The organism is Salegentibacter sp. 24, from assembly GCF_004362395.1.
GTDB lineage: Bacteria > Bacteroidota > Bacteroidia > Flavobacteriales > Flavobacteriaceae > Salegentibacter.
This window is the reverse complement of the sequence record NZ_SNWE01000007.1, coordinates 1-25683: the sequence shown is the minus strand read 5'-3', so window position 1 is coordinate 25683 and position 25683 is coordinate 1. Positions and strand designations below refer to the sequence as shown.

The following is a 25683-nucleotide window of genomic DNA, read 5'->3' as shown; positions in this document are numbered from 1 at the left end:
ACGAAAGCTCTTTTTGCGCCCTTCTAATTCTCTATTTTAGCCTGTTTTTTATCCTCCAGGGTAAGCGCGGTATAATCCAGTCTCCAGCCGATAGTTTCTACAATTTTTTCCATAAGCAAGATGGTATCCAGGGCCTCTTTTCGCGCCTGGTCCAAAAGACCGCTTTGTGGGATTTTCTCTACGATATAGTTTTTCGCATCGCGGTTGATATCAGTAAGATCTGAGGTCGTGAAAGGATTCGCCCAACCTTCACGCTTATCATAATATTTAAAGTCGGTTTCTACAGTAAGCAATTCGGGTTGGGGGAAATTGGTGAGTACAATCGTTTTTTTCTCGTTATCGCTGTTCATCCTAATTTTACTAAGATCAAAACCAACGTGAGCTTTGGCATTCACCAGGACGATGGCTTTTTTCTTCCCAAGCAGCAAACTAAGGTACTTTTCCTTTAGATTCTCGTAATGATAGATCTCCGAAAAATCTCCCTCCACGGTGATAAACTTACAAACGCTCTTTATTTTATCCATAATCACCAGCGATTGCTCGTTGGCCTTGAGCTTTGATTTTTCTCTGTTAAACCTTGCAAAAACGAAATATGCCACGACCGCTCCCACGGCCAAACCGATAAATAAAAATTCCATATTAATTTCCTATTTCTCCCAAATGAGTGAATTTAAAGCCTTTTTCGTACTTGAGTCCATAACCCAAAATACGATCAAAAGCCGCGTGCGAAAACAAAATTACACCTATTAATTGAAATACCTCATTGTGAAAGTAAAATCCCAATAACCACAACACTACAGCAAGGCCTTTATGATGAAAAAGATTATAAATAAGGGCACCGATTTTATTTCCCAAAAGGTAACCCTGCATTCCAAAATCCGGGGTGAAAAATAAAACTAAAAACCACCACCAGGCAAAGTCCAGTTGGGTAAATACAAAGACGCCAAGCACTAACATGGCAAGTTCTTCAAGTTTAAGTGTTGTGTTCATAGGCCTGGCAGATTAATCCCAACCTGGGTATTTGACATAAATGGTTTGTGTTGGCATTTGCATTGTCACGATGCTTAGATGTCTTCCTCGATTCTATAAAGAACAGGTTTGGAGGGGCTGGCATCGTTTTCAAAAGAAGCGAATTGCAGATTTAAGAGGTAATGCCCATCCTCTATGGCATTTGGAACATAAATAAGTTCTGTAATGCTAGCTTCAAAACGCGTGCTTTTCGGATAATTCCAGAAGGCTTTATGGGCTAATAATTTTCCACCGTCCTTTTCTTTATCCACCGATGGCAGGTCGATTAGTAAATGCCTGATCCCGGATTTTCTAAGATAAGCGGCAGCTGCCTCGCTAAGATATGGCCAGTTGGTATGGGAGTATTTCCTGGTTTGCTTTTCCCTAAAATTGGGAAGGGTCCGTATAATTAGGACTTCGGTGTCCTTATCCTGAAATTTCTGCTTTAATATCGCTTCTGAAATCACCTGGTCTTCCCCAATTGCTTCAGGGGTAACCGAGATCAGTTCAGAAAAGAAAAAAAAGGTTTTTAACTGCTGGTTGATGCTGTAAAATTCCCTGGAAATATGTCCAACGCATTCGGTATGTGTCCCGTGTGCGTGTGGATTAAATTGGATGGTATTAAAATTTACCGATCCCCCTTCTGAAACCTTTCCTATAAAATCGCCGTCTTTCACCGGGCTTATTGATGGGGCACCTAAGTACCAGGCCACAGGGTTTTTAGCATCGCCGCGCATTCCAATGGAAATATCCAGCGGTTTTGAAAAATCTGTTTTATAGGTTTTACCCCTGAGTTCTATACTTGCTTTCACAAGTTAAATGTATTAAAAAAGTTTTGTAGCCAAAGCCGTAAACCTGAATTATAGAAAGGAAGTAAAGCAGAAATAATATCAATCCCCTTAGAAGAACTAGCAGAAATATCAGAGCCTTAAGAAACCAAAAGAGTTCCCTGTTAAAAACTAGGCCTGCGCATCCAGGAAAAATAGATCAGCTGCAATCCCATCACTTAAAAATTTTCCCTTGGCGGTGATATGCCAGATACCACCTGTTTCTATTAATAAATCTTTCTGCTGTAATGGCGCTGCCTGTTTGATAAAATGATCCCTATAAAGGTCCCCGAATTTTTCAGCTACCTCATCTGTAACTACCCCGAATTTAGTTCGTAGCCGGGTCATCACATACTCGTTGTATTTGTCCGAAAGCGATAATTCTTCTCTTTCCTGGGGGAGTTCATTTTTCTCCAGGGCTTTTAAGTATAATGGATTATTGGAAATATTCCATTTCCTGGAATTTCCATCATAGGAATGTGCGGCAGGGCCAATGCCCAAATAAGTTTTCCCTAGCCAATAGGCGGTATTGTTTTGTGAAAAATAGCTCGGTTTGCCAAAATTCGAGAACTCGTAATGCTCAAAGCCATTTTTGACCAGGGTTTCCACTAAAATTTCAAAATGAAGTTTGGCAGCTTCATCGTCTACCGGTTTAATTTTTCCTTTCTCAATAAATTTCTGAAGCGCTGTATTGGGTTCCACTGTAAGGGCATAACTGGAAATATGGGGAACACCCAGTTCCAGAGAGATTTCCAGGTTCCTTTTCCATCGCTCCAAACTCATGTCTGGGATTCCGTAGATCAGGTCTATCGAGATATTATCAAAATATTGTTTTGCCAGTTGGATGCTTTTTAAAGCTTCTGTGGCATTATGAGCACGATTCATCAGTTGCAAATCCTCCTGGTAAAAAGATTGGACTCCAATGCTCAGCCGGTTGATTTTCGAATGGGCAAGCATTTTAATTTTTTCTTCCGTTAAATCATCCGGATTGGCCTCCAGGGTGATTTCGGGGTTTTCTGCAATGGTATAATGCTGGTAAATCGTATCAAAAATTTGCTGTAGTTCCTCTGTTTCCAGTAAGCTGGGGGTACCGCCACCAAAATAGATCGTTTGAATCCCAGGTGTTTCCAGTTCATCCTTGCGAAGAACTAATTCCCTGCATAGCATCTCAACGAGTTGACCCTTCTTTTTTAAGGAGGTTGAAAAATGAAAATCACAGTAATGGCATGCCTGCTTACAAAATGGAATGTGGATGTAGATACCAGACATTAGGTTGGTTTGTGAATTATTTGGATTTACCTGAAATTATTTAATCTTCTTGGGGTTTTGCTTTACAAATGCAGCCCAGCCCGTATAATTTTTACTTACTTCAGTATTACCCGAATTGTAAAAATGACAGACCGCCGCCGCGAGCCCATCGGTTGAGTCGAGATTTTTAGGCAGGGATTTCAACCCAAGCAAACTTTGTAGCATTTTTGCTACCTGTTCCTTACTGGCATTTCCATTCCCGGTAATGGCCATTTTTATTTTCTTGGGCAAATATTCCGTAATAGGTACCTGCCTGGAAAGCCCGGCTGCCATGGCAACACCCTGCGCCCTTCCAAGCTTTAGCATAGATTGCACATTTTTCCCAAAAAAGGGGGCTTCAATTGCAATCTCGTCGGGATGATAGGTATCTATTAATTCTATGGTCCGTTCAAAAATCAATTTCAGTTTCACGTAAGGGTCACTGTATTTACTCAGTTGTAATTCGTTCAACTGCATAAATTTCATTTGTTTTTGCTCCACTTTGATGAGTCCGAAACCCATAATCGTGGTACCGGGATCAATTCCTAAAATAATTCTTTCGCTCTTCAAAATAGCTGTTTCGGTTTTAAGCTTGCATAATTTAAGCTGGTCTGGCAAAGCTAAGCAATTTCATTTCCATAGCTGCCAGCCGGGATTTTAAATAAGCAAAATGCAGAAGTACTTTTTCTACTATACCTCCCCTGCTTTTGCCCCAAATTAACTTACTTTACAGGAACTATTAGAAACAAAAAGCCGAATATGATTATTTTAATTATCATCTGTATTTGTTATTCGGTCTTAATGCTGATGCTGATTTATGGCTGGAAAAAGATTCCTGAATTTCATGGGAAAAATTCTCCTGCGGCAATCGGTTTTTCCATAGTTGTTCCATTTCGAAATGAAGCTGAAAACCTTCCGGTTCTGCTAAATTCCCTGGGGAAAATCAATTACCCGAGATCAAAGTTTGAAATTTTACTCATCGATGATGAATCTGAAGATGCTTCGGTAGCAATCATCCGAGAATTCCAGCGAAATAATCCGGAATTCCGGGTTAGACTTTTAGAAAACCAGCGGATTTCCAATGCTCCGAAAAAAGATGCCATTAGCACTGCAATTCACATCTCTGAGTTTGATTATATGCTTACCACGGATGCCGATTGCCTTATGCCGGAAAACTGGTTAAGCATATATAATGATTTTATCCTGGAAACCGGAAATAAACTTATTGCCGGCCCGGTGGCTTTAATTCCCGAAAGTTTAAAAACAAAACAGCGATATCGGTTTGGAAATTTTGAAGCCCTGGATATCTTAAGCCTTCAGGCCTCCAGCGCAGGTGCCTTCGGCCTTGGAAAAGCTTTTATTTGTAATGGCGCTAATTTATGCTATGAAAAAGAATCCTTTTTAAAACTTGGCGGGTTCACGGGCAATGATAATATCGCCAGTGGGGATGATGTTTTCCTGCTTCAAAAATTTCAGAAGGAAAAATATAAAACTGGTTATCTAAAAAGCAGGGAAGCTATTGTTTTAACCCAGCCTCAAAATAATTTGGGCGATTTAGTTGCCCAACGGGTAAGATGGGCCTCTAAAGCACCCGCATATCAAAGCCTGCTGGCTAAATTCACTGGGGTAAGCGTACTTTTGATGAATTCCAGCCTGGTAATCGCAGTAATTTTGGTGTTCCTTCAAGTCTTGCCTTACAAGGCTGTTTTGATTATTTTCCTGGTGAAATTCAACCTGGATTTTATCCTGGTCTATAGTTCTGCCAAATTTTTTCATCTAAAACCAGTATTGCGGAGTTTCTTTTGGAGCAGTATCTTTTATCCTTTTCTTAGCACTTATATAGCCGTGAAATCCCTATTTTCGAATTTTTACTGGAAAGGAAGACAATTCAAAAGATAAAAATGCATTACTATATTTTAAGTTATATCACCGGAGAAAATTACCTGGAGGACCGGGTAAAATTCAGACAGGAACATTTAAACCATGCTGCAGAATATTTCAATGAAGGCTATCTCACCCTTGGTGGCGCTATAGATTCCGCCAATGAAGCAGTCCTGGTTTTTAAAGCGGATAGTGATAAAATCGTTAGAGCTTTTGCGCAGAACGATCCTTATGTGGAAAACGGGCTCATAAAAGCCTGGACGGTAAAAAAATGGAACGTGGTAATCGGTAATTAGAAAGAGATGTCAAAAAGACCTTCGCCTGTTATATAGTTCTGCAATAAAGAGCAGCACATTATTCGGCCTTAATAACAATGGGCATTTTAAAAATACTGGAAACCGGTACCCCACGCTTACTGGCCGGATAGATTTTTGGAAGGGAATTTATAGACTGGTCTAACCACATTCTTAATTCCGGAAGTTGTTTGTTTAGGGTAGAATCAATTTGTACTGAATCGATTTCAGGATTTCCTGCACTGGTAATCTCAAGATAGAGATAAAGCGTATCATCTATAGACTCCGTTACCACGGGTTGTTGTTTAGATAGATACGCGTAAATGTTTTCTGCGACTTCTCTCTCAAAGCAATCCCTGGCAGCCAGAAGTTCTGTTTGATCCTGGCAATCTTTAAAAGCAGGATACTGATCTACTTCTTTCCAATTTAACGATCGGGATTCCAGCTCCAGCACCTCTTCTGAAGAAATTTTCTTGGTCTCAAAATTACAGGAGAAAACTACTAAAACAGCAATGACAAGTAAAGCTTTTTTCATTGGCAAACGCGCTTGGACTTTAAGCAAAAGTAAACAAAATTAAGAGAAATCTTTGTGAAAATCAACTGCTAATCTTTAATTCCATACCCCTCAGAAGACTTCTCTTCCAACTAGTCTTGACGTAAAGTCAAGAACTTTGTGAAGTAATCGACTTCCCTTATAGCTTTAGGGATGCCTTCCCCAAGCTTATCCTACCCTTTAATTTTTTTTCAACCAATTTTTATTACGCACTTTGTTCCCTTGGAGTTAAATCCCACACCAATAAGGATGACTTGGGACCCGAATATGGTGGGCATCCATAATAAAAAGGCTTTTTAGTTGAGCAACCCGAAACTTTAATTTCTTTCTTTACTATGCTTTGTAAAGCATAGCATATTGAAGTTATCCCATAAAGGAATCCCGGCAACCACCCATGAACCTGGAAATCATTTCCGTATTCTTTGGAAATACTATAAAATTTATGCTTATTCTTGGGATCCCAAAAAAAACTATTCCAAGATTAATGCATTATCATAGGACAGCAATGTTCAGAGGAGAAATTATTGAAGGTTTAAAAGAAATTGATCGAACTAATGATACAGCTTATAAGCATTGGAAATAGGAAGCTTTAGTAATAACATACCGGAAAAATCATGAAAGTTAGTACCTTAAGTTTATTGTTCTTTATGCTTCTGTCAAATCTTCTCTTTTCGCAGGAGTATGTTGAAATAAATTATAAGGGCCGTGAAGGAGTGATCCTATACCGGAGTTATTTCTCTGATAAATATCTACAAACTCATCAGGTATTTAATTTAAAGATTTCTGAAGTATATCAATTTGAAAAAAAGCTAGACGAACTGGGAATACCTTATAAATCTTATGTTAGGAAATATGAAGGGATTGTAAAAGATGATCAAAAACTTATTTCAGTCAAAATGCTTAAAAACAACACTTTGCATCAGTATGATAATCCTAATTGGAAAGAAGATAAAACGGTTTATATCCATAGTTGCGGGATAAGAGGAATTATTTATAATATGTTGACAGATAAAATTATCTATAATAAAAATTATGAGTGTGAATAAGAACCTGAGTTTCTTTCATAAAGTCTACCTTCAATTGCCCCTGTTACTAATGCTTTCTATTTAGAAAGATAGAAGTCAAAATTAATTTCCAGCAAGATGTATTTTTTGCTTAAGATCGCTAATCCTGGTCTTTGCACGGTATACCATGCCGTCATTTCCAATACTTTCATATTTATCAAAATAGGCCTGGTAATAATTTATCACGGTTTTATCGTCGGCCATATAATTATCTGCTGCTACTGCACGTTCATATAAAGCTCTTTCGTTATCAGGATTTTCTTGGAGGGCTTTTATGAAATATTCCAGTGCATCTTTATGATTTTCCTGCATTTTATAGGTAAGGCCCAGGCTTAAATATTCAGCATCTACAGGTTGTTTTTTAATGAGAATTGCCATTAATAAATGAGTTTCAGAATTCTCCAGGTCTCCGGTTAAAGCATATAATTTTCCCAGCGTATAATGTGTGGACGAATTTCGATCTTCCAATTCCAGGGCATTTTTAAAATGATCAATGGCTTTTCTATAATCTCCCACCTGGTAATATGCGAACCCGAGTTTGGAATAGATAAACTCAGAATTTTCCCCGAGTTCGATCAAGCTTTCATAGGGTGGAATGGCTTTTTTATAAAGTTTTAAAGAAGAATAAGTCTGGGCCAGAATGCTAAGCAAAGAAGGGTTGTTGGGGTTTACCTCCAGGCCAGTTTTACTAAAATGCTCTGCCATGGTGTACTGGTGGTGCTTTAATTTATTTTTTGCAAGCTTATAAAGCGCTCCCTGGTGGGTCTTATCTAAAGCTATGGTCTGCATAAAATAATGCATCGCCAAGCTATCCTTTAATTTCTCCTTGATTAAAGCCTGCTGAAATTTAAAATTGGCATTTTCCGGATAGGTTTTGGTCAGGACCTTAAAAAGGCTATCTGCTTTTTCCCATTTACCGGTATCCACCAATAACCGGCCATAATCCAAAGCGGTTAGAACACGATTAGGACTTCCGCTTAAAACTTTTTTATAGTACTCCAATGCCATCTCAGCTTGCCTATTGGCGGCATGGCTTTTTGCCAGTTGGAGATAGACTTTCTCGGTTTTAGTCTCCAATTCCTGGAGTTTATCTATGGCCTTGGCATACTCTCCAACGGCATACAAACTATCCGAAACCTTCAAAGCCGAAGTTTGAGCTCCGGCCTTGAAGGCTAACAATAATATAATAATAAAACATATTCTATTCACCTACCTGAAAGATTATAGGTAGGGAATACATAACACTAACAGCTTTTCCTTCCTGTTTTCCTGGCTGCATTTTAGGAAGCTCAGAAATCACCCTGATAGCTTCGGCTTCAAGTTTAGGATGGGGAGCGCGGGCTTTCACATCTACAACATTTCCGGTTTCATCTATTCTAAATTGGGTGATGACGCGATTTGTACCTTTCAGATTTAATTCTTTTCCCAGACCGGTATTGAAGTTCCTATTCACAAATTCTGTGATTTTAGAAGACATACAATTTTTTCGCTGTTCATTCGAAGTTAAACCTTGGCACTCCTTAAAGAAAGGTACCTCCTCTATTACTGCAAATGGAACACCGTCACCATCATATTCAATTTCTTCAGCATATATATCGGCATCTTTTTCCTTTCCACCATTGGGTAAATTGATATACATATCGTACTTGTCACTTACATGTAATTTTATATAACCTTCAGGCACTTCTTCCGCTACACTATGTACAGCATAATTTATGGTATTACCACTAATTGTTGCCCAGCTCACATAACCAGGATTATTGCTAAGGAATTCTTCGTATTTCCGGTGTATTTTCTTTTTATCCTCTGTCATTCCTTCTTCAAGATTAAGGGTATAGCTATACTGAGACAAGGGATCATCTTTGGTAGCATTTATGGAGGAATTTTCGTATGAACATGAAACGTAAGTCAGCATCATAAAAAGTAAGGGCAGTACAAATAAATACTTGAATTTCGCGATTGTTTTAGATCTTGATTTTTGTAACATAATAATTCGTTTTTTGATTAATGAATGATTAAAAAATTGATTGATGAATGATATATTCTTTGTATTAAACGCGCTGTTGAGCAACTGCTCGTAATAACTGCGCTTGGTCGTGGTTCTTACCACATTTGCATCGGCGATGAACTCGTGCAAAGTCGCAATCCTGCTTTGGTAGATGTAGACCAAAGGGTTAAACCAGAAGATGATCTTTAGGACTTCAAAAAATATTAGGTCCAGGCTATGTTTTTGCTTTACATGAACCAGTTCGTGAGAGAGGATCTGTTGTCTTTCCGCCTTCGATAACCTATCACCCAAAAAGATGGTTTTAAAAAAAGTACAGGCAATGTGGGAATTTGGAACTTCGATTATTCGTAGCTGCTTGTCCTCTTCAATAGTTCGGAAATGAAATAAATTTTTTAGGTTTTGGTATTTTTTCAGTAATAAAATCAAACTCAAAATGACTCCCGAAATATAGCTTACCAGGTACCAGTTAATTTGCAGCCCTTGATCCTGGGCTATATTTACCGCCGGTAATTGCTGGATATTTTCAGGCTGACTACCAAGATAAACTTCAGGGAGCCAAACCTGGGAGAGACCGGAGAGAGATGTTGCCGGAACCAGGGCCGATAAACTTTCAAATTTTAGTAAAGGCAGTAAAAGGGCTACCACTGGGGTTATTAATAAATACCACCGGTTGGTCGTGAAAAATGTCTCTTTTTTTAGCAGTAGTTCATACATCAGCAAAAAACCAAGTTGAAACAATACCACCTGAAGTATATACTGTAACATTATTTTTCTTTTTTATTGATTTCCTTTAAAATAGCTTCCAGGTCTTTTGTGTCCATATCGTTCTTTTTCATAAAAAAGGAAACCATACTTTTGAAGGAGCCGTTAAAATAATTGTTCATCAGTTTATTGATGCTCTGATTGCTGTATGTTTCCCGAGCCAGGAGTGGAAAATACACATAGCCCTTCCCCTTTTTTTTATGGTCCACAAAGCCCTTATCCTCCAGGATGCGAACAATGGTAGAAACCGTGTTGTAAGCCGGTTTTGGCTCTGGCATTTCTTCAATTATGGAAGCGACATTGGCCTTCTCCAATTTCCAGAGAATTTGCATAATCTCTTCTTCCGCTTTGGTTAGTTGTTTCATTATAAATGATCTTTTATCATTTCCTCTTTACGGAAATCTTAAATTATTAAGCTCGGTTTCTGACAGGCTTTATATGGCTTAACTGTTTTCCCCGGGTAATAATCTTGGTTGAAGTAACTTCAGGAATTTAAACCGGATCCTGTTAATACTTACGAGAATAATTTTACACTGCTAATATAAACTAACTTTTTAGTTTAACCTAATGTTTTAGTTACAAATAATATTAAAACTTTCTAAAATAAGGATAAGTTCTCTTCTAAGCTCTTTAAAATGATTAACTTTTAATCTATGATTTCAAAAAAGGAACTTTCAGATCTAGGTAAAAAAGCATATCGCCGGTCCATAGAAGATGTAATTGACAAACTTCAAACCAGTGCCGAAAAAGGCCTGGACGAGCATAATATAGAGCAGCGCCAGCAGGAATTCGGGAAAAACCAACTCGAGGAAAAAGCTGGAAAAAGTATCTTAAGTATGCTCCTGGGCCAGTTAAATAATCCCGTGGTCTACCTCCTGGCCGCAGCAGCCGGGGTAGCTTTTATATTCGGTGATATCCCAGAGGCCATTGTAATTATAGTGGTCCTGTTGGTTAATACCATCATTGGCTTTTGGATGGAATACCAGGCAAAAAAATCTATGGAGGCCATTAAAAAACTGGATAAAACAGAGATTACCGTCTTAAGGTCTGGGGAAGAGATGGAAATTGACGCTATAGAACTTGTTCCAGGGGATATCTTGAAGATAGATGCTGGGGATTTGATCCCTGCAGATGCCCGTCTTATTGAGGCCAATGAGCTTAAAATTGACGAAGCCGCTTTAACCGGGGAGTCTGTACCCGTGGATAAATCTACGGAAACCCTTGATTCGGAAAAACAAGTCGCGGATCGTAAAAACACTATATACAAGGGCACCGCCGTTACCGGGGGAACAGGAAAAGCAGTAGTCTTTGCTACGGCTATGTATACCGAAGTGGGTAATATTTCGGCTATGGTCCAGGAACAAAAGGAAGAGGAAACTCCCCTTACCCAAAAGCTCAATAAGCTGACTAAAAAGCTAATTTGGGTAATTCTGGCTATTTCCGTCGCCTTCTTTATATTCGGCTATCTGACAGATAAAGATCTATATCAGCTTGTTCAGACCTCAATTGCCTGGGCCATAGCTGCAATACCAGAAGGCTTACCCATTGTCGCCAGCATTGCCCTGGCTCGTGGGATGTATAGGTTGTCCAAAAAAAATGTACTGGTAAAAAAATTAAGTGCGGTAGAAACTCTTGGCGAGACCACCGTAATCTTTACAGACAAAACTGGAACCCTGACCGAAAATAAACTAAGTGTCAAAAATTTCTCATTTCCCCAAAGCGATGACCTCCATGTGAAATGGGAGAATTACCAGCCTGAAATAGAAGACCAGGAGAACCAGAATTTCCAGGAATTATTTAATATTTCAGTGCTTGCAAATGATGCATCCTTAGAGGAGGACAACACAGGCAATGGAGACCCACTCGAGATTGCCCTATTGCAATTCTGCAGCAAGTTGGACCAGCAGCTTTATAAACAAAACAAGGAAAAAAAGCGAATTCTTCACAAGCCGTTTGATTCGGAAACAATGACGATGGGTGTGGCCTCTAAAACCGAAGGCGGAGAAATTTATATCGCCGCTAAAGGCTCCACCGATGCAATCCTGGAAAGAAGTACGCAAATTCTTGAAGGAGGAGAAATAAAAGAATTAAATGAACAAAATCGAAAGCAATGGCAAGAGAAAAATGATGAACTTTCAGAGGATGGGCTGCGGGTACTGGCATTTGGTTATAGAAAAACAGAGCATAAGCCGGATAATGAAGACAGCTTTTTGGAGCAATTATGTTTTGCCGGTTTAATTGGTTTTATAGATCCCCCACGGGAGGACATCACCCCTTCCATCGAAGCCTGCAGGAAAGCAGGAATTAAAGTTTTAATGGTCACCGGGGACCACCCGGGGACTGCCAAAAACGTTGGACAAACCGTTCATCTCTTTTCTAAAGAAGAAGACAATAAAAATGTCGTTGTACATGGGAAAGATTTAAATGAGGAACAATTGAATTATGAAGCTATAAAGGATTCCTTTGTTTTCTCCCGGGTGGCGCCCAGGCAGAAATTGCAGTTGATAGAAGCTTATCGCAAAAATGGGGAAATTGTCGCTATGACCGGGGACGGTGTCAATGATGCGCCCGCGCTTAAGAAAGCTGATATTGGGATTGCCATGGGACAAAGAGGAACGCAGGTGGCCCAGGAAGTGGCTGACGTGGTATTGAAAGACGATTCTTTTGAATCTATTGTAAAAGCCATAGAACAGGGACGAATAATCTTTGGAAATATACGACGATTTGTGGTTTATCAGCTTTCTTACCACCTCAGCGAAATCCTCATTATAGCCATTATGAGTTTTACCCTGTTCACCCTGCCTATTTTACCCTTACAACTTCTTTTGCTCAATCTCCTGTCTGATGTATTTCCAGCTCTGGCCCTTGGCGTCGGGGAGGGAGATAAAAATGTGCTTGAGCAACCACCAAAGGATCCAAAAGAACCTGTGCTTCTGAGAAAAAACTGGCTGCAAATTATATCCTATGGTATCATTATTACCGCTAGTGTAAGCGGTGCGTATTTGTACTCTTATTTTGTTTTGGAGCAGTCGGAAAGCATCAATAATAACATCGCATTTTTCAGTCTTGCCTTTACCCAATTTCTGCATGTATTCAATTTACGCGAGGGGAAAGAAAATATGTTCAATAATCAGGTGACCAGGAATAAATTTATATGGATGGCGCTAATTTTATGTTTTGCAATAGTTTTTATTGCTTATTTTGTGCCGGTATTCGCTGATGTATTTTCTTTTGAAAGGCTTAATTTGACAAGCTGGGTATTAATTGTTATAAGTAGTATTACCCCCTTGATAATCATTCAGCTAATCAAGGAGTTTAAAAAAGATTTTTAAATTGAAAAGTAAATATGGATATCCTTTTTGTTTCCCTGGCCGCAGTGTTAATGATCCTCGGGATCCTGGGGAGTTTTTTACCGGTATTACCCGGGGTACCCCTTAGTTGGGTGGGACTGCTGCTGCTCTATTTAGCCCCGTCGGTACCGATAAATTACTGGGTTTTGGGGATCAGTTTTATTATCGCCGCTATAATTTATGCCTTGCAACTTGTTATCCCGGCCATGGGAACAAAAAAATACGGGGGTAGCAAATCTGGAATGTGGGGTGCCACCATTGGGCTGGTTATTGGTATTTTTGTACCGATTCCTTTCGGAATAGTCATCGGTGCTTTTGCCGGTGCTTTTGTTGGAGAAATAATCAATAAATCAGATTCTAAATCGGCACTCCGGGCAGCCTACGGATCCTTTATTGGTTTACTTGCCTCTACCTTTATGGAATTCGTGGTAGCCGTGGGATTCCTGCTTTTCTTTAGCTATAAAGCCTGGGAATTTCGGGAGTTGCTTTTTTAAAATAGCGACTGTCTAAGAATGATTTTAGCCGGTATCGGATAATTGAGATTAACCGAATTGGGGCGTAAAACGCTTTCTTCTTAAACAGTCGCTACCAGCACCTTAATGCGCTACTAAAACAGCTTTTCGCTTTTTGAGCTGCTGTTGAAGTTCGAAGACGGTTTTTTTGATGGCTAATTCAAAACTTTCTTCTGTTGAACAGGCAAAAATCCTTGGACCGGGCGCACTTAGCTCGATCTCGCAGATCTTCGATTTTCCTGTAGGGTCATTTTCTTCTTTAAAATAGACTTCTGCTTTTATAAGCCAGTCATACTTGTTTGCTAGTTTATCTAAGTTTTTTGATACAATTTGAGATAAGGCTTCACTTCCTTTTGTTTTTATAAACTGGATGTTGATGAGCATAGTAGTAGGTTTTATTGTTTAGTCAAAGTTAGTTTTAAGCTAGGCTGAAAAATATGATGAGCATCACCTTGGAGCAGATTAGGATCTTTTTTTTAGTGTACCTCCTGCAACTTCTCGGTATCTTTTATGTGCTCGGTTACCTTAAATAGGGCTAACCTGTTCAACCTGAATGCTTTTACAAAACTGGCGATCTCATCTTCCAAATGCTGGTGTTCCAATCTAAAAATCCTGGAATCTTCAATTTTTTCAAGTATCATTTTTCCTATTTGTTCCCTGTGCTTATCAGTTTTCTGCAACAGGTCCTGGCTACGCTCTCTTAGCCGCAGAAGGTCATTTTTCATCTTCAAGGCCACTTTGTAATTCTCTTCCTTATCTATCCAAATAAAGTAGCTGTCTAAAAGTTTATACAGAAAAGCGAGATCGTCCTTAAAAAATTGCAGGTCTGAATTCCAGTGTTTTGTAAGTGCATAGAGCTGTTCTAAATTGGCCTGGGCAATAAAATCACCTTTAGGCCTGTTCCTTATACTTTCCATAATCAATAGTTTTATGAGCTACTGAAATTAAGCTAAAACCAACTAAAAAAATATGATTTTGGTCAGTATCTAAAAAGATTAATTTGCTAATTTTAAGCGTTTTAACAGTTGGGATATTCCCAGGGAACCCAGCCCAAAAACAGCGATTACCAAAAAATGACTGGTAGAAAGGGGAACAAGGGACAAAGCCCTGGCCATTACCGGAATATGATAAACAAGCACCATAATTAACAATGAGAATATTGACGCTGCCCAAACCCAGGGATTGGTGGTCACCTCATTTTTCCAAAAGGATATCTTGCGTCTTGGCAGGTTAAAGACATTAAGCAGCTGCCCCAGGATAAGGGTATAAAAGGCAATGTTATTTACCAAAACTGCACTTAGCCCCATTATAAAATGGGTGTAAGCCACTACCCCTATCACCGCTGTGGTAATACTAAGACCATACAATACCGTTGCCAACCAAAGCCTTTTAGTGAGAATAGGCTCCTGAGGATCCCGGGGAGGGTCTTTCATAATATTTGGATCCCCTTTTCCTACTCCAAGGGCCAGGGCCGGGAAAATGTCGGTTACAAGGTTTAAAAAAAGTATTTGTAGCGGAAGCAAAGGCAGGGGTAGATTACTCAATGCGGCCAGGGCCACTGAAATTATCTCTGCCAGGTTACAGGAAAGTAAAAAAATCACGAATTGCCTGATGTTCTCAAAAATATTACGCCCCTGTCTTATGGCAAGTTCTGTAGAGGTGAATTTATCGTCCATTAAAATAACATCGGCGACTTCTTTAGCAGCCTCGGTCCCGCGAATTCCCATCGCAATGCCAATATCTGCTTTTTTAAGGGCCGGGGCATCGTTTACACCATCGCCCAGCATTCCGACAATAGCTTTGTTTTTCTGATAAAATTCTACCAAATCCAGCTTCTGGCCCGGGACCATTCTTGCAAATATCCGCGCCTGCATTAAGGTTTTTTGTCCCTCCGGGGTTAAACTTCCTATCTGCTCAAGATCCGCTCCGTGCACTACTATTTCCTGGGGTGCATCTGGAGCAATTAAGCCGATTTCCTCCCCGATCTTCCTGGCCGTATCGGGATGGTCCCCGGTAACCATCACCACGGTTATTCCGGCGTTTTTATAGGTCTCAATAGCCTTTTTAATATCTTTTCGTGGCGGATCTAAAAATCCCAGGAACCCAACAAAGGTGAGATGCTCCATTAAACGTTCATATTCCGGTTCTTCTTTGCTTTCCCGGTATGCGAAAGCCAAAACGCGCATTCCTTCTGCTGCGATTAGCTTTGCCTGTTGCTGCCATTGCTTTTTATCCAGAAAATCTTCAGCCCCTTCTTTGGTAAGAATGAAATCACAGGAATCCAGCAGCGTTTCAAGGGCCCCTTTCACTGCTATGAGATATTGCCCCTTATAATGGTGCAAAGTGGCCATTTTCTTGGTTTCCGCATCAAAAGGAACTTCGAGTATTTTTGGATACTCTTCCTGAAGTTCTTGGTAATCAGATCCCAGTCCTGCAGCAAATTCAATAAAGGCGATCTCTACAGCATCTCCCGAGAATTCGCCATTTTTTAATTTTGAATTATTACATAAACTACCAATATGTATCAACTTTTCAAAACCGGGATCCTGCTTGAAATTTTCGGCTTCAGAAGCAGCAAATGCTGCTGTGCTCAATACCAAATGATGAACGCTCATTTTGTTTTCGGTGAGCGTCCCGGTTTTGTCGGTGCAAATGATTCCGGTTTCCCCCAGGGTTTGAACCGCTTCTAATTTTTTGATCACCACATTTCTTTTGGAAAGCCTAAGCATTCCCCTGGCAAGCGCTATGGTGGCCACAATGGGCAAACCTTCCGGAATAGCTGCTACCGCCAAAGCGATCCCGGTCTTAATCATGATCATTAAATCCTTGCCTTGAAAATAGCCGGTGACCACTATGAGCATAGCCAAAATCAAAGTGAGCCAGATTAGCCATCTGCTCAAACTTTTCAACTTCTTTTCTAAAGGGGTGCTTTCTTTTTTAGCCCCACTGGTAAGCTGGCTAATTCGGCCAATTTCTGTATCCCCGCCTGTGGCAATTACTATTGCTTTGGCTTTCCCCCTGGCCGCTATAGTGCCTTTATAAAGCATATTTTTTCGGTTGGCCAACGAAACCTTAACAGGCAGAGTCTCCGGGTTTTTTTCCACCTGATTGCTCTCCCCGGTAAGAATCGCTTCTTTTACCGCAAAACTTTCCGTTTTCAGCATCCGGCAATCCGCTGGAATAACATCGCCACTTTCCAAAACCACGATGTCCCCGGGCACCAAGCCGGTCGCTTTTATATGCTCCAGTTTTCCCTCACGCAACACATTGGCCTTTGTTTCCACCATGCGCTGCAAAGCCTCTACCGAACGGATTGCCTGCCATTCCATAAAAAAACCTATAAGCGCCGTTATGAGAATCACTATTAAAACGGCCGTGCCCTCCAACCATTCCTCAAAAAAATATGCCAGGGCCATCGCGGCAGCAAGGATATAGATTATCGGATCAAGGAATTGTTCTAAAAAAATAAGCCCGATATTTTTAGACTTCGCCTCTTTTAAACGGTTGGGACCATGTTCTTTTAATCCTGAAGCGACCTCAGAGCGCTTTAATCCCTTATCGGGATCAACCTTGAATTCTGAAAGGATGTGTTCAGCAGAACTTGCATGCGGATCTTTTAACATTGCTTGTTTTTTACCGCCCGGCCTCTGCTTGATTAATATTTTCTATCCCTTTTAAAAGCGCATCGGGGTTAAAGGAAATACTGCTGATTTTTTCATGGACTAAAAATGAAGCGAATTCAGGAAAATCGCTGGGTGCCTGACCGCAGAGCCCTATTTTCTTACCTGCCTTAAGGGCCTTTTGTATTGCGCTTGCCATCATTTGTTTTGCAGCGGCATTATTCTCATCAAATACCTCCGCCATTAATTCTGAATCCCGATCGACTCCCAGGCATAGTTGGGTAAGATCGTTAGAGCCAATAGAAAAACCATCAAAATAATCAGCGAACTGCTCCAGGAGAATAACATTGGAGGGAATTTCAACCATCATATAAATTTCCAGGGAATTCCTTCCGCGCTCCAGGCCAAATTCTTTCATTAAACCAATTACATTCCGGGCTTCATTTAGGGTTCTGCAAAAAGGGATCATCACTTTTAGATTCTCAAGACCCATTTCTTCCCTAACCCTTTTAATGGCTTTGCATTCCAGCTCAAAGGCTTCTTTATAATTAGGATGGTAATACCGGGCAGCGCCCCTAAAACCAAGCATAGGATTTTCTTCTAAAGGTTCAAATTGGCGACCTCCAATTAAGTTTGCATATTCATTGCTCTTAAAATCGCTGAGCCTAACAATTACCTCCTTGGGATAGAAAGCAGCGGCCATCACGGCAATTCCCCGGGATAACTCTTCAATAAAAAAATCCCGTTTATCTTTATACTGCCAGGTGAGTTCTTCAATGATCTTTTTAGCGGCTGTTTCTTTAACCTCTTCATACCTTACCAGGGCCATTGGGTGGATTTTCACTTTATGGGTTATGATGAATTCCATTCGCAACAGGCCAACCCCGTGATTAGGATAAAAAGAAAGCTGGAAAGCCCTGTCCGGGTCTGACAGGATAAATTTAGCTTCGGTTTCTGGGAGGGAAATTTTCCCGAAATCTATTTCTTTGATATCAAATTCCAGTGCCCCCTTATAGACAAACCCGGTTTTACCTTCACAGGAAACCGTAATCATCTCGCCATCTTTAATCTTTTGGGTAGCATCGCTTGTTCCCACAATGGCAGGCACTCCAAGTTCGCGGGCTACGATAGCCGCGTGGCTTGTCCTGCCGCCTCTTTCGGTAACCACGGCAACCGCCAGTTTCAGGATTGGGTCCCAATCCGGACTGGTAGTACTGGTAATTAGAATTTCACCGGGATTTAGCTTATGCCCTTCCTCGGGTGATTTTAAAAACCGGGCTTTTCCGGTTGCGATGCTGGAGCCAATAGCGCTTCCCTGGGTTAAAATTTCGCCTTTTTCTTTGAGGTGATATTCTACATAATATCGCTTCTCCTGGTCCTGATGTACAGTTTCGGGCCGGGCCTGGGTAATGTAAAGTTCATGGCTCAATCCGTCCTTTGCCCACTCCACATCCATCGGGCGTTTGTAATGCTTTTCGATGAGTAAAATCCACCGGGAAAGTTTAATGATTTCCTCATCTCCCAGCACAAAACTATCCTGTTTCTCCAGCGGAGTTTCAATGTTTACAGTGGAAGAATGCCCGTTGGATTCAGCATAGACCATGGAAAGTTCTTTATGGCCAAGTTTTTTCTGAATAACAGGATTTTGAGCTTTATCAATCATTGGTTTAAAAACATCAAATTCATCAGGGTTGACCAGCCCCTGTACAATATTTTCACCCAGTCCCCAAACCCCGGAAATATGGATTATATTTTTAAAACCTGATTCGGGTTCCAGGCTAAAACCTATCCCGGAGCAACTAATATCTGATCGTACCATTTTTTGCACTCCTACGGACAGTGCGATCTGGTGGTGGGAAAAGCCCTTGTCCTCCCGGTATTTAATGGCCCTGTTGGTATACAGGGAAGCAAAACAATTTTTGACTGCGCTAAGCAGGGCCTTAGTACCTTTTATATTTAAGAAAGTATCGTGCTGGCCGGCAAAACTCGCACTTGGTAAATCCTCGGCAGTGGCACTGCTTCTTACCGCAACGGGTATATCCTTATCATTTCCCAGCTCCTGGTATGCCGCAGTAATCGCCTGGGTAAAATCATCAGAAAGTGTTCCTGATAGAATTAATTCCCTGGCCTGGGCACCAATACTTGTAAGGTTTTCAAAATTATCCCGGTTAAGTTTCTTTAACAGATCCTTTATTTTTTCCTCGATATCATTGGATTTTATAAAGGTCCAGAATGCCTGAGAAGTAGTTGCGAAACCATCAGGCACCAATACTCCTTCTGAAGACAATTCGTTATACATCTCGCCCAGGGAAGCGTTTTTTCCACCCACCTCTGCGAGGTCTTTCATAGAGAGTTCCCTAAATTTTTTTATGTATTTCATATGCTTATTTTTTAGTACAATACGAGCTCATAGCCCATATTCAGTAGAAAGATTCCTAAAAGGAATAACAGCACATAGATGAGCTGTACAAATTTGAGGTTGAGCAGGGTCAGTTTTCGGGTGGTAGATTGAGGAAAGACAAAAAGACCAAGCCCTATAAAGAGAGAGAACCAGCCAAGGGCGGTAATGATAAATTCCCAGCTCAACTCCCAGATATTGTGAAAAAGAATATTGAGTAAACCTATAATTATAGCTGCAAATGCAGCCAGGATTAGGAATTTCTGATCCCTTAAATCTTGAAAGATCTGTTGGATTCTCCTGGGATTAAAACTCAGGACAAAAAAGAATATAAGGAGATACCATCCCCAAAATTTAGCCAGAAATAAGGAAGTATCCATCTTTTACAGGAATTGATTATCCTCTCAAATTTAGGCTGTATAGAAGGATTTTAATATGATAAATATCAGTTAGCCACCTAATAATTTCAGAAAGTGGGCCCCGATTGTTAGACTTTTGTGAAAAAATTAGACGGCTGAAAAAACAAGACTTAAAAGCATTAATTTTATGAATGTATGAAAGAGCACTACTGGATATTAGCTGGAATTGGCTTAACCACCCTTATCATGGCCTGGTTACCTTCAGTTTCGAAACGCATTAAAATCAGTGGCCCTGTCATATTACTTCTCATCGGCTTTTTAATATTTGCACTGGGTTTACCCATTGGCTGGCCGGATCCATTATGGCCGGATAAATCCCTGATGTATTTTTCTGAAATGATTGTGATTATTTCCCTGATGGGTGCCGGCTTAAAAATAGGAGAAACCTACAGTTTAAAAGCCTGGAAAAGACCATTGCTGTTGGTGTTTATAACCATGCCACTTTGTATGCTTGCAGCCTATTTTATGGGGAAGGATTTTCTTTATTTAAGTGTTCCGTCCTCCTTATTACTGGCAGCAGTTCTAGCCCCTACAGATCCTGTTATGGCTTCTGAAACCCAACTCAAGGATCCTCAAAGAGAAAAACAATATAAGGGGAAAATAAGATTTTCACTTACCGGTGAGGCCGGATTGAATGACGGGCTTGCCTTTCCCTTCACCTTTATGGCGGTTTTGGTTGCCCAGGCTGGGAGCTGGGCTGCTTTTGATTTTTCCGACTGGGTACTTGACAAGTTCTTTTTAAAAATTATCATAGGAACGATAGCGGGTTTTGCGATGGGTCACGGGATTGGCTTTTTGCTGGATAAAATTCACAAGCTGGCCGGTATTAAAACTTTTGATGGATTTCTTGCCTTATCGCTTACCCTTTTTAGTTACGGTGCTACAGAGCTCTTGCATGGTTATGGTTTCCTGGCGGTATTCTTTGCCGGCTTAAGCCTGCGCCATTTTGAAAAAGTCAGCGGAGATTACAAAACCCAAATGCACGATTTTATTCACGAGATAGAACGCCTGCTGCTGGTGGTTTGGATTATTCTTTTTGGGGGGTCTATTATGAATGGAATGCTGAGTCTTACCGACTGGCGAGGCATCTTTTTCGCTTTTGTATTTGTACTGGTTATAAGACCCCTGGCGGGAATTATAGGGATGATAGGCATAAAGGACAGTTTTGATAATAAGCTTGCAATCAGTTTCCTGGGAATCCGGGGAATTGGTTCGATCTTTTATCTATCCTGGGCTTTTGTTCAGTTCGACGGGTTTGAGCATAAGAATGAACTTTACTCGATAACCGCTTATATTATTCTAATTTCAATTGTAATTCATGGGCTTACTGCCCCTTCCATTATTGATTATTTTAAGCGAAAAACAGAACAAAACAAAAATGAATCAGGAGACCAGCCCAAGGAATAATTCAAGTAGATAAGGGGTAATAAGCGCAGTAATGATTCCGTTGACACACATAGCCAGTCCGCTGTAAACCCCTGCCAGCTTGCTCTCTTCAAAAGCCCGGGCCGTACCAATGCCGTGTGCCGCTGTTCCTAAGGCCGTACCAATGGCAATTTTGCTTTTGATCCCTAATTTTTTCAAAATAAAAGGTCCGAAGGCATTGCCGAATATTCCCACGGCAATTACAATTCCCGCGGTAATTTCAGGTATCCCACCGGTAAGTTTTGTGATTTCAATGGCAATGGGTGTAGTGACCGATTTTGCGGCTAGCGATTCAATGATAAACCCGGGGACCTTTAAAAGGAACAGAAATATAATCACCGTTAAAATTCCGGTTATTCCTCCAAGGGTTACCGAAAGCAAGAACACTTTTAAATGCTGTTTTACTTCCTCATATTTTTCATAAAAGAAAACACCCAGTGCCACTACCGATGGACCCAGGAAAAAACTGATGTATCGTCCTCCCCGGTTATAATGTTCATAATCGATATTAAAAATGAGTAGAAAGCCGATGATAAACACAATAGCTACCAGAACCGGAGTTAGCAGGGCATAATTGAATTTTTTTCGTAGTTCACGAGCACCGGCAAAAGCGATGATACTTATAAAAACGCCAAATACCGGTAATTGAAAAAATTCCTGCATTACTTCCCTGATTTTTCAATTATTATAGCTGAGATATAAAGGGTGATCACGGTACTGGCAATCACTGCTACTGAAATTGGCAACCAGTATTCAGCAATGATCTCAAAATAGACCATTAAACCCACTCCATAGGGAATAAAGAACAACACCAGGTATTTTATAAGCTTATCCGAGGCTGGCTTTACATCCTGAAGTTTCACTATTTTAAGTCTTAAAGCCAGGAAAATAAAAAACATCCCAAGGATATTGCCAGCGATTGGAATTTCAAAAAAATAGGTGGTTACCTCTCCTAAAAGTAAAAACCCAAAAATATAAGCCAGAGCTTTAAGCATAGTATTTTTAAAAAGTTATTCGTACATATCCTTAAGATCGGCCCGGTGCAGTTCAAGGAAGAAATCAGCGATCATATCGGTAGTTTTTTCAAAGAAAACCCTCCCTTTTTCAACAGTGGCAGCCTTTGGGTTTCCAACTCCGGTATCCGGGGTAACCTGTGTCCACTCTCGCTGGGCACTGGCCCAGCCTTCTTTTAGGGCATTCATTTTAAAAGTTTTGGCACGCCCCTCTCCCGCCTGGTCAAGGGGTAAGACTAACTCGGGCCGCAGGTGCATGACTGCGGCGGTTTCCAGTTCCCCTGCGTGATCTCCAGGTTCCTCAAAATAAGGCTTGGCACTAGTAGATTGCCACCAGTTTACAGAGCAGGCAAAGATCTCCGGGAATTCCAGGCTGAGTTCCCTGATCATTTGTTTAAAATTATTTCCGCCGTGGGCATTTAAAATCACGAGCTTGTTGATGTTATGCTTGTCCAAAACCTGCGCGACATCCCTTAAAATTGCGTATTGTGTGCTTGGGTTAAGGTTCATACAGAGTTTTACGTCCATTTGCCCGGTATTTACTCCAAAAGGAATGGTGGGCAGCACCACTGCTTTCGCCTTCTTATCCCAGGCTTTTCCTGCTGCCCTTATCGCAACTTCCTGGGCAAGAATATTATCGGTAGCATAAGGCAGGTGATAATTATGTGCCTCGGTAGCTCCCCAGGGCAGAATTGCGGTACTAAAATTTTCATCTTTAACGTGCTTCCAGTTAGTTTCGGCCAAAACGTAGGGCCTTATCTTTTTTTCCATAAAACTAAATTTCATTTAAAATTAGCAATTCTGTATCTTCTAAGAGGATTTAACAGGCAGAAATTAAATCCTACCTTTGATTAAAATTAAATACCATGCTGGATTTTATAATTGTTGGTGGGGCCCAGGCCGGACTTTCAATGGCGTATTACCTCAACAAGCTGGGGAAGCAATATATTGTTGTGGATAAAGAATCGGAAATCGGGGCCTCATGGCTAAACCGCTGGGATTCCTTAAAACTCTTTACGCCTTCCGAATTCAACAATTTACCGGGAATGGATTTCCCGGCCGAACAAGGATATTATCCAACCAAAAAAGATGTTGCTGCTTATTTTAAAGATTATGTGACCGAATTCAATATCGATATTAGATTAAACACCCTGGTGGAACAGGTTAGCAAGGAAGAGGATCACTTTGTTCTTAAGCATCCCAATGGGGAATTAAAGACCCAAAATGTAATAATTGCTACAGGGCCGTTCCATATTCCTTATACCCCATCCTTTTCCAAGAAGATCTCGGAAGAAGTTTTCCAGATTCACAGCAACTATTACAAAAATCCTGGGCAATTAAAGCAAGGCCCGGCAATGGTTGTAGGTGCGGGAGATTCTGGTTTTCAAATCCTGGATGAAATCTCCCAAACCAAAAGGACTACCTATTTTTCTGGAGCTACGGATGTTCGGGTCCTACCACAGGAAATCCTGGGAAAAACATTGTGGTGGTGGTTTACCAAAATTGGCTTCCTGAGTTTTAGCCGAAAAACCTGGCTCGGCAAAAAACTAAGCCAGTCGAAACAACCCATCATCGGAACCGATGTAAAAGGAATTTTAAAACGGAATAATGTAATTCCCGTTGGAAAAACCAAAAATGCCAAGGGTGAAATTATAGTTACCGAAAATCGCAAAATTGAGGATATAAAAAATATTGTCTGGGCAACGGGCTACAGACCCAATTTTAGTTGGATAGATGGACTGGAACTTACTAAGGATGGCTACCCGAAGCATCAACGTGGGATCAGTAATATTGAGGGACTTTATTTTATTGGACTTCCCTGGCTGCATACACGTGGCTCAGCCACTTTAGGCGGGATTAAAAATGATGCAAAGTATCTAACGAATTACATTCAAACGGAAGAAAACAACTTCGCTTAAATTGTAAAAACATACGAAACAGGTTTTTAATAAGCATCCGGAAATAGTTAGTATAAAAATGTTCAAAGCATTTCAAAAGAATGGAGAAAATCAAGCTTTGTTCGTTTTCGGTAACGGAAAGCCTCAAGATATGCTAAGGCTTAAAATGGGAATATAAAGTGGAAAACACTACAGGAACTAAACCCACAAAAAAGGAGAAAAGAATAGATATATTTGATGTGCACCTGGGATTTGCAATTTTCGGAATATTCGTTGTCAACATTGTAATAATGAATTCAACATTCCTTGATCAGTATGAAATCGCTAATCTATGGAGAAAGTGGTTTAAGAAAATGCGTAACCACTAAAAAAACTACACTTTACTACGAATTCAATAGTACAAAATTTTTCTTAATATTTTAGATATTCGTCAATATCTAAGTAAATTAAACAAGGATTTATAAAAGCGGATAACATTATCTTGAAGTTTAGAATAATACTCTTGTTTTATAGGGCCTCTAGTCATTGGTTTACCACCAAAGATTTAATTGAAGGCTCACCTCATTACTATAGGAAACGCCTTACACTCAGTTAGTGCTTTTATCGCTTTCAAGATAGGTTACCAATAATAAAAGAGCTAAAGCTAAAGGAATAATAAGTAATATTTATTATTAATAAAAAATCTATAGTAATAAAGAATAGAAGCGTTGAGTGAAAATATGATTTTTCAATCTAATTTTGTATATCTTTAATATATCACTAAAAAAACCAATTATGTCTGATAATCAAGAGGTTTTAAAAGCTATTGCCGAACTTAAAGCTGAAATAAATTCTAACTTTAGAAGTGTTAATAAGAGATTAGATGGCATTGAAAATGAACTTAGAAAAATTGACACAGTATTAAGTTACTCCGATCAGTACGACAATATCCCCGCATAACTCTTTTCTTTTTTTGGCTTATAATTTTTCCTATTTCTATTTTTAGTTAAAGTCTGATAGCTCCTCTTTATCTTCAACCTCTTTCACCCCTTTTACCTGCTACACAAACCATGTGGGCTTCGAAACTTATTGCGATTTGTTTAGGAACTTTATCCAGATAGCGTTGCCTAGTATGTAATTTCTGTTCGCCGGATCTAGACTTAAAATTCAAGCTAGCTTACTATTGAACCCATAATGATGGGATTGTTAGGTTTATGAAACTTTAAAAGACGTTCTAATTGTTGAATTTCAGTTCATATCTGGAAAGCTTGAGTCAGATAATTATACTACTTAGGGCCTGCTGATTTTATCAGTTGTTAAATCGTATACCATTCATAATATTCTTCTATTTCAGCAGTAATTTTATAAAACCGGTACGAGATTGTT

27 protein-coding genes are annotated in these 25683 nt (G+C 40.1%); 10 read left to right on the top strand and 17 right to left on the bottom strand.

Annotation, left to right across the window (positions count from 1 at the left end):
* Positions 1 to 23 precede the first annotated feature (23 nt).
* From DET49_RS06420 to ruvC, 5 genes are all read right to left on the bottom strand, one after another.
* Positions 24 to 638: a DUF4230 domain-containing protein gene (locus tag DET49_RS06420; RefSeq protein ID WP_133547279.1), complete on the bottom strand. Its 615-nt coding sequence runs from the start codon at positions 636 to 638 to the stop codon at positions 24 to 26.
* Between the two features lies 1 nt (position 639).
* Complete coding sequence (locus DET49_RS06415) at positions 640 to 990, bottom strand: DUF4260 domain-containing protein (RefSeq protein ID WP_133547278.1); 351 nt, start codon at positions 988 to 990, stop codon at positions 640 to 642.
* A gap of 74 nt (positions 991 to 1064) precedes the next feature.
* Positions 1065 to 1820, bottom strand: a complete 756-nt coding sequence (locus DET49_RS06410) for a cyclase family protein (RefSeq protein ID WP_133547277.1) — start codon at positions 1818 to 1820, stop codon at positions 1065 to 1067.
* A gap of 147 nt (positions 1821 to 1967) precedes the next feature.
* Entirely contained in the window at positions 1968 to 3104 is a 1137-nt protein-coding gene (gene hemW, locus DET49_RS06405) for a radical SAM family heme chaperone HemW (protein ID WP_133547276.1), read from the bottom strand.
* 36 nt (positions 3105 to 3140) lie between these two features.
* Positions 3141 to 3692, bottom strand: coding sequence for a crossover junction endodeoxyribonuclease RuvC (gene ruvC / locus DET49_RS06400; protein WP_133547275.1), 552 nt, complete (start codon positions 3690 to 3692; stop codon positions 3141 to 3143).
* A 189-nt stretch (positions 3693 to 3881) separates the two neighbouring features.
* Here ruvC and DET49_RS06395 point away from each other — a divergent pair, with 189 nt between their 5' ends.
* Together DET49_RS06395 and DET49_RS06390 are read left to right on the top strand one after the other, a co-directional pair.
* Complete coding sequence (locus DET49_RS06395) at positions 3882 to 5021, top strand: glycosyltransferase family 2 protein (protein WP_133547274.1); 1140 nt, start codon at positions 3882 to 3884, stop codon at positions 5019 to 5021.
* Between the two features lie 2 nt (positions 5022 to 5023).
* On the top strand, positions 5024 to 5299 hold the full coding sequence (locus tag DET49_RS06390) for a YciI-like protein (protein WP_133547273.1): 276 nt from the start codon (positions 5024 to 5026) through the stop codon (positions 5297 to 5299).
* Positions 5300 to 5357: 58 nt separating this feature from the next.
* Here the strand turns inward: DET49_RS06390 and DET49_RS06385 are convergent, their stop codons facing one another.
* Positions 5358 to 5831 carry a hypothetical protein gene (locus DET49_RS06385; protein ID WP_133547272.1) on the bottom strand — a complete coding sequence of 158 codons (474 nt, stop codon included), beginning with the start codon at positions 5829 to 5831 and terminating at the stop codon, positions 5358 to 5360.
* 412 nt (positions 5832 to 6243) lie between these two features.
* Between DET49_RS06385 and DET49_RS06380 the strand changes: the two genes are divergently transcribed.
* Complete coding sequence (locus DET49_RS06380; protein ID WP_133547271.1) at positions 6244 to 6432, top strand: hypothetical protein; 189 nt, start codon at positions 6244 to 6246, stop codon at positions 6430 to 6432.
* A 31-nt stretch (positions 6433 to 6463) separates the two neighbouring features.
* Positions 6464 to 6895: a hypothetical protein gene (locus DET49_RS06375; RefSeq protein ID WP_133547270.1), complete on the top strand. Its 432-nt coding sequence runs from the start codon at positions 6464 to 6466 to the stop codon at positions 6893 to 6895.
* An 81-nt stretch (positions 6896 to 6976) separates the two neighbouring features.
* On the opposite strand, the gene DET49_RS06370 is transcribed toward DET49_RS06375, so the two are convergent.
* The 3 genes from DET49_RS06370 to DET49_RS06360 are packed head-to-tail and all read right to left on the bottom strand — an operon-like array spanning position 6977 to position 10048.
* Positions 6977 to 8056: a tetratricopeptide repeat protein gene (locus DET49_RS06370; RefSeq protein ID WP_243729551.1), complete on the bottom strand. Its 1080-nt coding sequence runs from the start codon at positions 8054 to 8056 to the stop codon at positions 6977 to 6979.
* 58 nt (positions 8057 to 8114) lie between these two features.
* Complete coding sequence (locus tag DET49_RS06365; RefSeq protein ID WP_133547268.1) at positions 8115 to 9686, bottom strand: M56 family metallopeptidase; 1572 nt, start codon at positions 9684 to 9686, stop codon at positions 8115 to 8117.
* Complete coding sequence (locus tag DET49_RS06360; protein ID WP_133547267.1) at positions 9686 to 10048, bottom strand: BlaI/MecI/CopY family transcriptional regulator; 363 nt, start codon at positions 10046 to 10048, stop codon at positions 9686 to 9688. Before DET49_RS06360 ends, DET49_RS06365 begins: the two co-directional genes overlap by 1 nt.
* Before the next feature lie 288 nt (positions 10049 to 10336).
* Here DET49_RS06360 and DET49_RS06355 point away from each other — a divergent pair, with 288 nt between their 5' ends.
* Positions 10337 to 13015 carry a cation-translocating P-type ATPase gene (locus DET49_RS06355; RefSeq protein WP_133547266.1) on the top strand — a complete coding sequence of 893 codons (2679 nt, stop codon included), beginning with the start codon at positions 10337 to 10339 and terminating at the stop codon, positions 13013 to 13015.
* A 14-nt stretch (positions 13016 to 13029) separates the two neighbouring features.
* Positions 13030 to 13527 carry a DUF456 domain-containing protein gene (locus DET49_RS06350; RefSeq protein ID WP_133547265.1) on the top strand — a complete coding sequence of 166 codons (498 nt, stop codon included), beginning with the start codon at positions 13030 to 13032 and terminating at the stop codon, positions 13525 to 13527.
* 102 nt (positions 13528 to 13629) lie between these two features.
* Here DET49_RS06350 and DET49_RS06345 read toward each other — a convergent pair whose 3' ends face one another.
* The 5 genes from DET49_RS06345 to DET49_RS06325 all read right to left on the bottom strand — a co-directional run bounded on the left by DET49_RS06345 (position 13630) and on the right by DET49_RS06325 (position 19943).
* Positions 13630 to 13929, bottom strand: a complete 300-nt coding sequence (locus DET49_RS06345) for an HPF/RaiA family ribosome-associated protein (RefSeq protein WP_133547264.1) — start codon at positions 13927 to 13929, stop codon at positions 13630 to 13632.
* A gap of 92 nt (positions 13930 to 14021) precedes the next feature.
* The gene (locus DET49_RS06340) at positions 14022 to 14462 is read right to left on the bottom strand and encodes a hypothetical protein (protein ID WP_133547263.1); all 441 of its coding nucleotides are present in this window, start codon (positions 14460 to 14462) and stop codon (positions 14022 to 14024) included.
* Between the two features lie 78 nt (positions 14463 to 14540).
* Positions 14541 to 17168, bottom strand: a complete 2628-nt coding sequence (locus DET49_RS06335; RefSeq protein ID WP_133547262.1) for a cation-translocating P-type ATPase — start codon at positions 17166 to 17168, stop codon at positions 14541 to 14543.
* Between the two features lie 10 nt (positions 17169 to 17178).
* Positions 17179 to 19545 carry a phosphoenolpyruvate synthase gene (ppsA, locus tag DET49_RS06330; protein ID WP_133547261.1) on the bottom strand — a complete coding sequence of 789 codons (2367 nt, stop codon included), beginning with the start codon at positions 19543 to 19545 and terminating at the stop codon, positions 17179 to 17181.
* Positions 19546 to 19556: 11 nt separating this feature from the next.
* On the bottom strand, positions 19557 to 19943 hold the full coding sequence (locus DET49_RS06325; protein WP_133547260.1) for a hypothetical protein: 387 nt from the start codon (positions 19941 to 19943) through the stop codon (positions 19557 to 19559).
* A gap of 174 nt (positions 19944 to 20117) precedes the next feature.
* Here DET49_RS06325 and DET49_RS06320 point away from each other — a divergent pair, with 174 nt between their 5' ends.
* The gene (locus DET49_RS06320) at positions 20118 to 21389 is read left to right on the top strand and encodes a cation:proton antiporter (RefSeq protein ID WP_133547259.1); all 1272 of its coding nucleotides are present in this window, start codon (positions 20118 to 20120) and stop codon (positions 21387 to 21389) included.
* Here DET49_RS06320 and DET49_RS06315 read toward each other — a convergent pair.
* From DET49_RS06315 to DET49_RS06305, 3 genes are read right to left on the bottom strand one after another with little or no spacing between them, the layout of a single operon-like run.
* A complete protein-coding gene (locus DET49_RS06315) occupies positions 21366 to 22070 on the bottom strand; it encodes an LrgB family protein (RefSeq protein ID WP_133547258.1) in 705 nt (234 codons plus the stop codon). The genes DET49_RS06320 and DET49_RS06315 overlap by 24 nt on opposite strands.
* Positions 22070 to 22402 (bottom strand): CidA/LrgA family protein, encoded by a 333-nt coding sequence (locus DET49_RS06310; protein ID WP_133547257.1) that lies wholly within the window; start codon positions 22400 to 22402, stop codon positions 22070 to 22072. Before DET49_RS06310 ends, DET49_RS06315 begins: the two co-directional genes overlap by 1 nt.
* A gap of 15 nt (positions 22403 to 22417) precedes the next feature.
* The gene (locus DET49_RS06305) at positions 22418 to 23191 is read right to left on the bottom strand and encodes a creatininase family protein (RefSeq protein WP_243729550.1); all 774 of its coding nucleotides are present in this window, start codon (positions 23189 to 23191) and stop codon (positions 22418 to 22420) included.
* Between the two features lie 95 nt (positions 23192 to 23286).
* Between DET49_RS06305 and DET49_RS06300 the strand changes: the two genes are divergently transcribed.
* The 3 genes from DET49_RS06300 (at position 23287) to DET49_RS18440 (ending at position 25257) form a co-directional block, all read left to right on the top strand.
* A complete protein-coding gene (locus tag DET49_RS06300) occupies positions 23287 to 24339 on the top strand; it encodes a flavin-containing monooxygenase (RefSeq protein ID WP_133547256.1) in 1053 nt (350 codons plus the stop codon).
* Positions 24340 to 24497: 158 nt separating this feature from the next.
* Positions 24498 to 24686 carry a hypothetical protein gene (locus DET49_RS06295; protein ID WP_133547255.1) on the top strand — a complete coding sequence of 63 codons (189 nt, stop codon included), beginning with the start codon at positions 24498 to 24500 and terminating at the stop codon, positions 24684 to 24686.
* Between the two features lie 406 nt (positions 24687 to 25092).
* On the top strand, positions 25093 to 25257 hold the full coding sequence (locus DET49_RS18440) for a hypothetical protein (protein WP_166636551.1): 165 nt from the start codon (positions 25093 to 25095) through the stop codon (positions 25255 to 25257).
* Positions 25258 to 25683 lie beyond the last annotated feature (426 nt).

Coding starts and splice junctions, on each gene's coding strand:
- DET49_RS06365 (WP_133547268.1), bottom strand. CDS start 9,686: ATGTTACAGTATATACTTCAGGTGGTATTGTTTCAACTTGGTTTTTTG.
- DET49_RS06305 (WP_243729550.1), bottom strand. CDS start 23,191: ATGGAAAAAAAGATAAGGCCCTACGTTTTGGCCGAAACTAACTGGAAG.
- DET49_RS06395 (WP_133547274.1), top strand. CDS start 3,882: ATGATTATTTTAATTATCATCTGTATTTGTTATTCGGTCTTAATGCTG.
- DET49_RS06320 (WP_133547259.1), top strand. CDS start 20,118: ATGAAAGAGCACTACTGGATATTAGCTGGAATTGGCTTAACCACCCTT.
- DET49_RS06375 (WP_133547270.1), top strand. CDS start 6,464: ATGAAAGTTAGTACCTTAAGTTTATTGTTCTTTATGCTTCTGTCAAAT.
- DET49_RS18440 (WP_166636551.1), top strand. CDS start 25,093: ATGTCTGATAATCAAGAGGTTTTAAAAGCTATTGCCGAACTTAAAGCT.
- DET49_RS06385 (WP_133547272.1), bottom strand. CDS start 5,831: ATGAAAAAAGCTTTACTTGTCATTGCTGTTTTAGTAGTTTTCTCCTGT.
- DET49_RS06310 (WP_133547257.1), bottom strand. CDS start 22,402: ATGCTTAAAGCTCTGGCTTATATTTTTGGGTTTTTACTTTTAGGAGAG.
- DET49_RS06355 (WP_133547266.1), top strand. CDS start 10,337: ATGATTTCAAAAAAGGAACTTTCAGATCTAGGTAAAAAAGCATATCGC.
- DET49_RS06335 (WP_133547262.1), bottom strand. CDS start 17,168: ATGTTAAAAGATCCGCATGCAAGTTCTGCTGAACACATCCTTTCAGAA.
- DET49_RS06340 (WP_133547263.1), bottom strand. CDS start 14,462: ATGGAAAGTATAAGGAACAGGCCTAAAGGTGATTTTATTGCCCAGGCC.
- DET49_RS06345 (WP_133547264.1), bottom strand. CDS start 13,929: ATGCTCATCAACATCCAGTTTATAAAAACAAAAGGAAGTGAAGCCTTA.
- DET49_RS06350 (WP_133547265.1), top strand. CDS start 13,030: ATGGATATCCTTTTTGTTTCCCTGGCCGCAGTGTTAATGATCCTCGGG.
- DET49_RS06325 (WP_133547260.1), bottom strand. CDS start 19,943: ATGGATACTTCCTTATTTCTGGCTAAATTTTGGGGATGGTATCTCCTT.
- DET49_RS06415 (WP_133547278.1), bottom strand. CDS start 990: ATGAACACAACACTTAAACTTGAAGAACTTGCCATGTTAGTGCTTGGC.
- DET49_RS06315 (WP_133547258.1), bottom strand. CDS start 22,070: ATGCAGGAATTTTTTCAATTACCGGTATTTGGCGTTTTTATAAGTATC.
- DET49_RS06420 (WP_133547279.1), bottom strand. CDS start 638: ATGGAATTTTTATTTATCGGTTTGGCCGTGGGAGCGGTCGTGGCATAT.
- ppsA (WP_133547261.1), bottom strand. CDS start 19,545: ATGAAATACATAAAAAAATTTAGGGAACTCTCTATGAAAGACCTCGCA.
- hemW (WP_133547276.1), bottom strand. CDS start 3,104: ATGTCTGGTATCTACATCCACATTCCATTTTGTAAGCAGGCATGCCAT.
- DET49_RS06360 (WP_133547267.1), bottom strand. CDS start 10,048: ATGAAACAACTAACCAAAGCGGAAGAAGAGATTATGCAAATTCTCTGG.
- DET49_RS06300 (WP_133547256.1), top strand. CDS start 23,287: ATGCTGGATTTTATAATTGTTGGTGGGGCCCAGGCCGGACTTTCAATG.
- DET49_RS06390 (WP_133547273.1), top strand. CDS start 5,024: ATGCATTACTATATTTTAAGTTATATCACCGGAGAAAATTACCTGGAG.
- DET49_RS06380 (WP_133547271.1), top strand. CDS start 6,244: ATGAACCTGGAAATCATTTCCGTATTCTTTGGAAATACTATAAAATTT.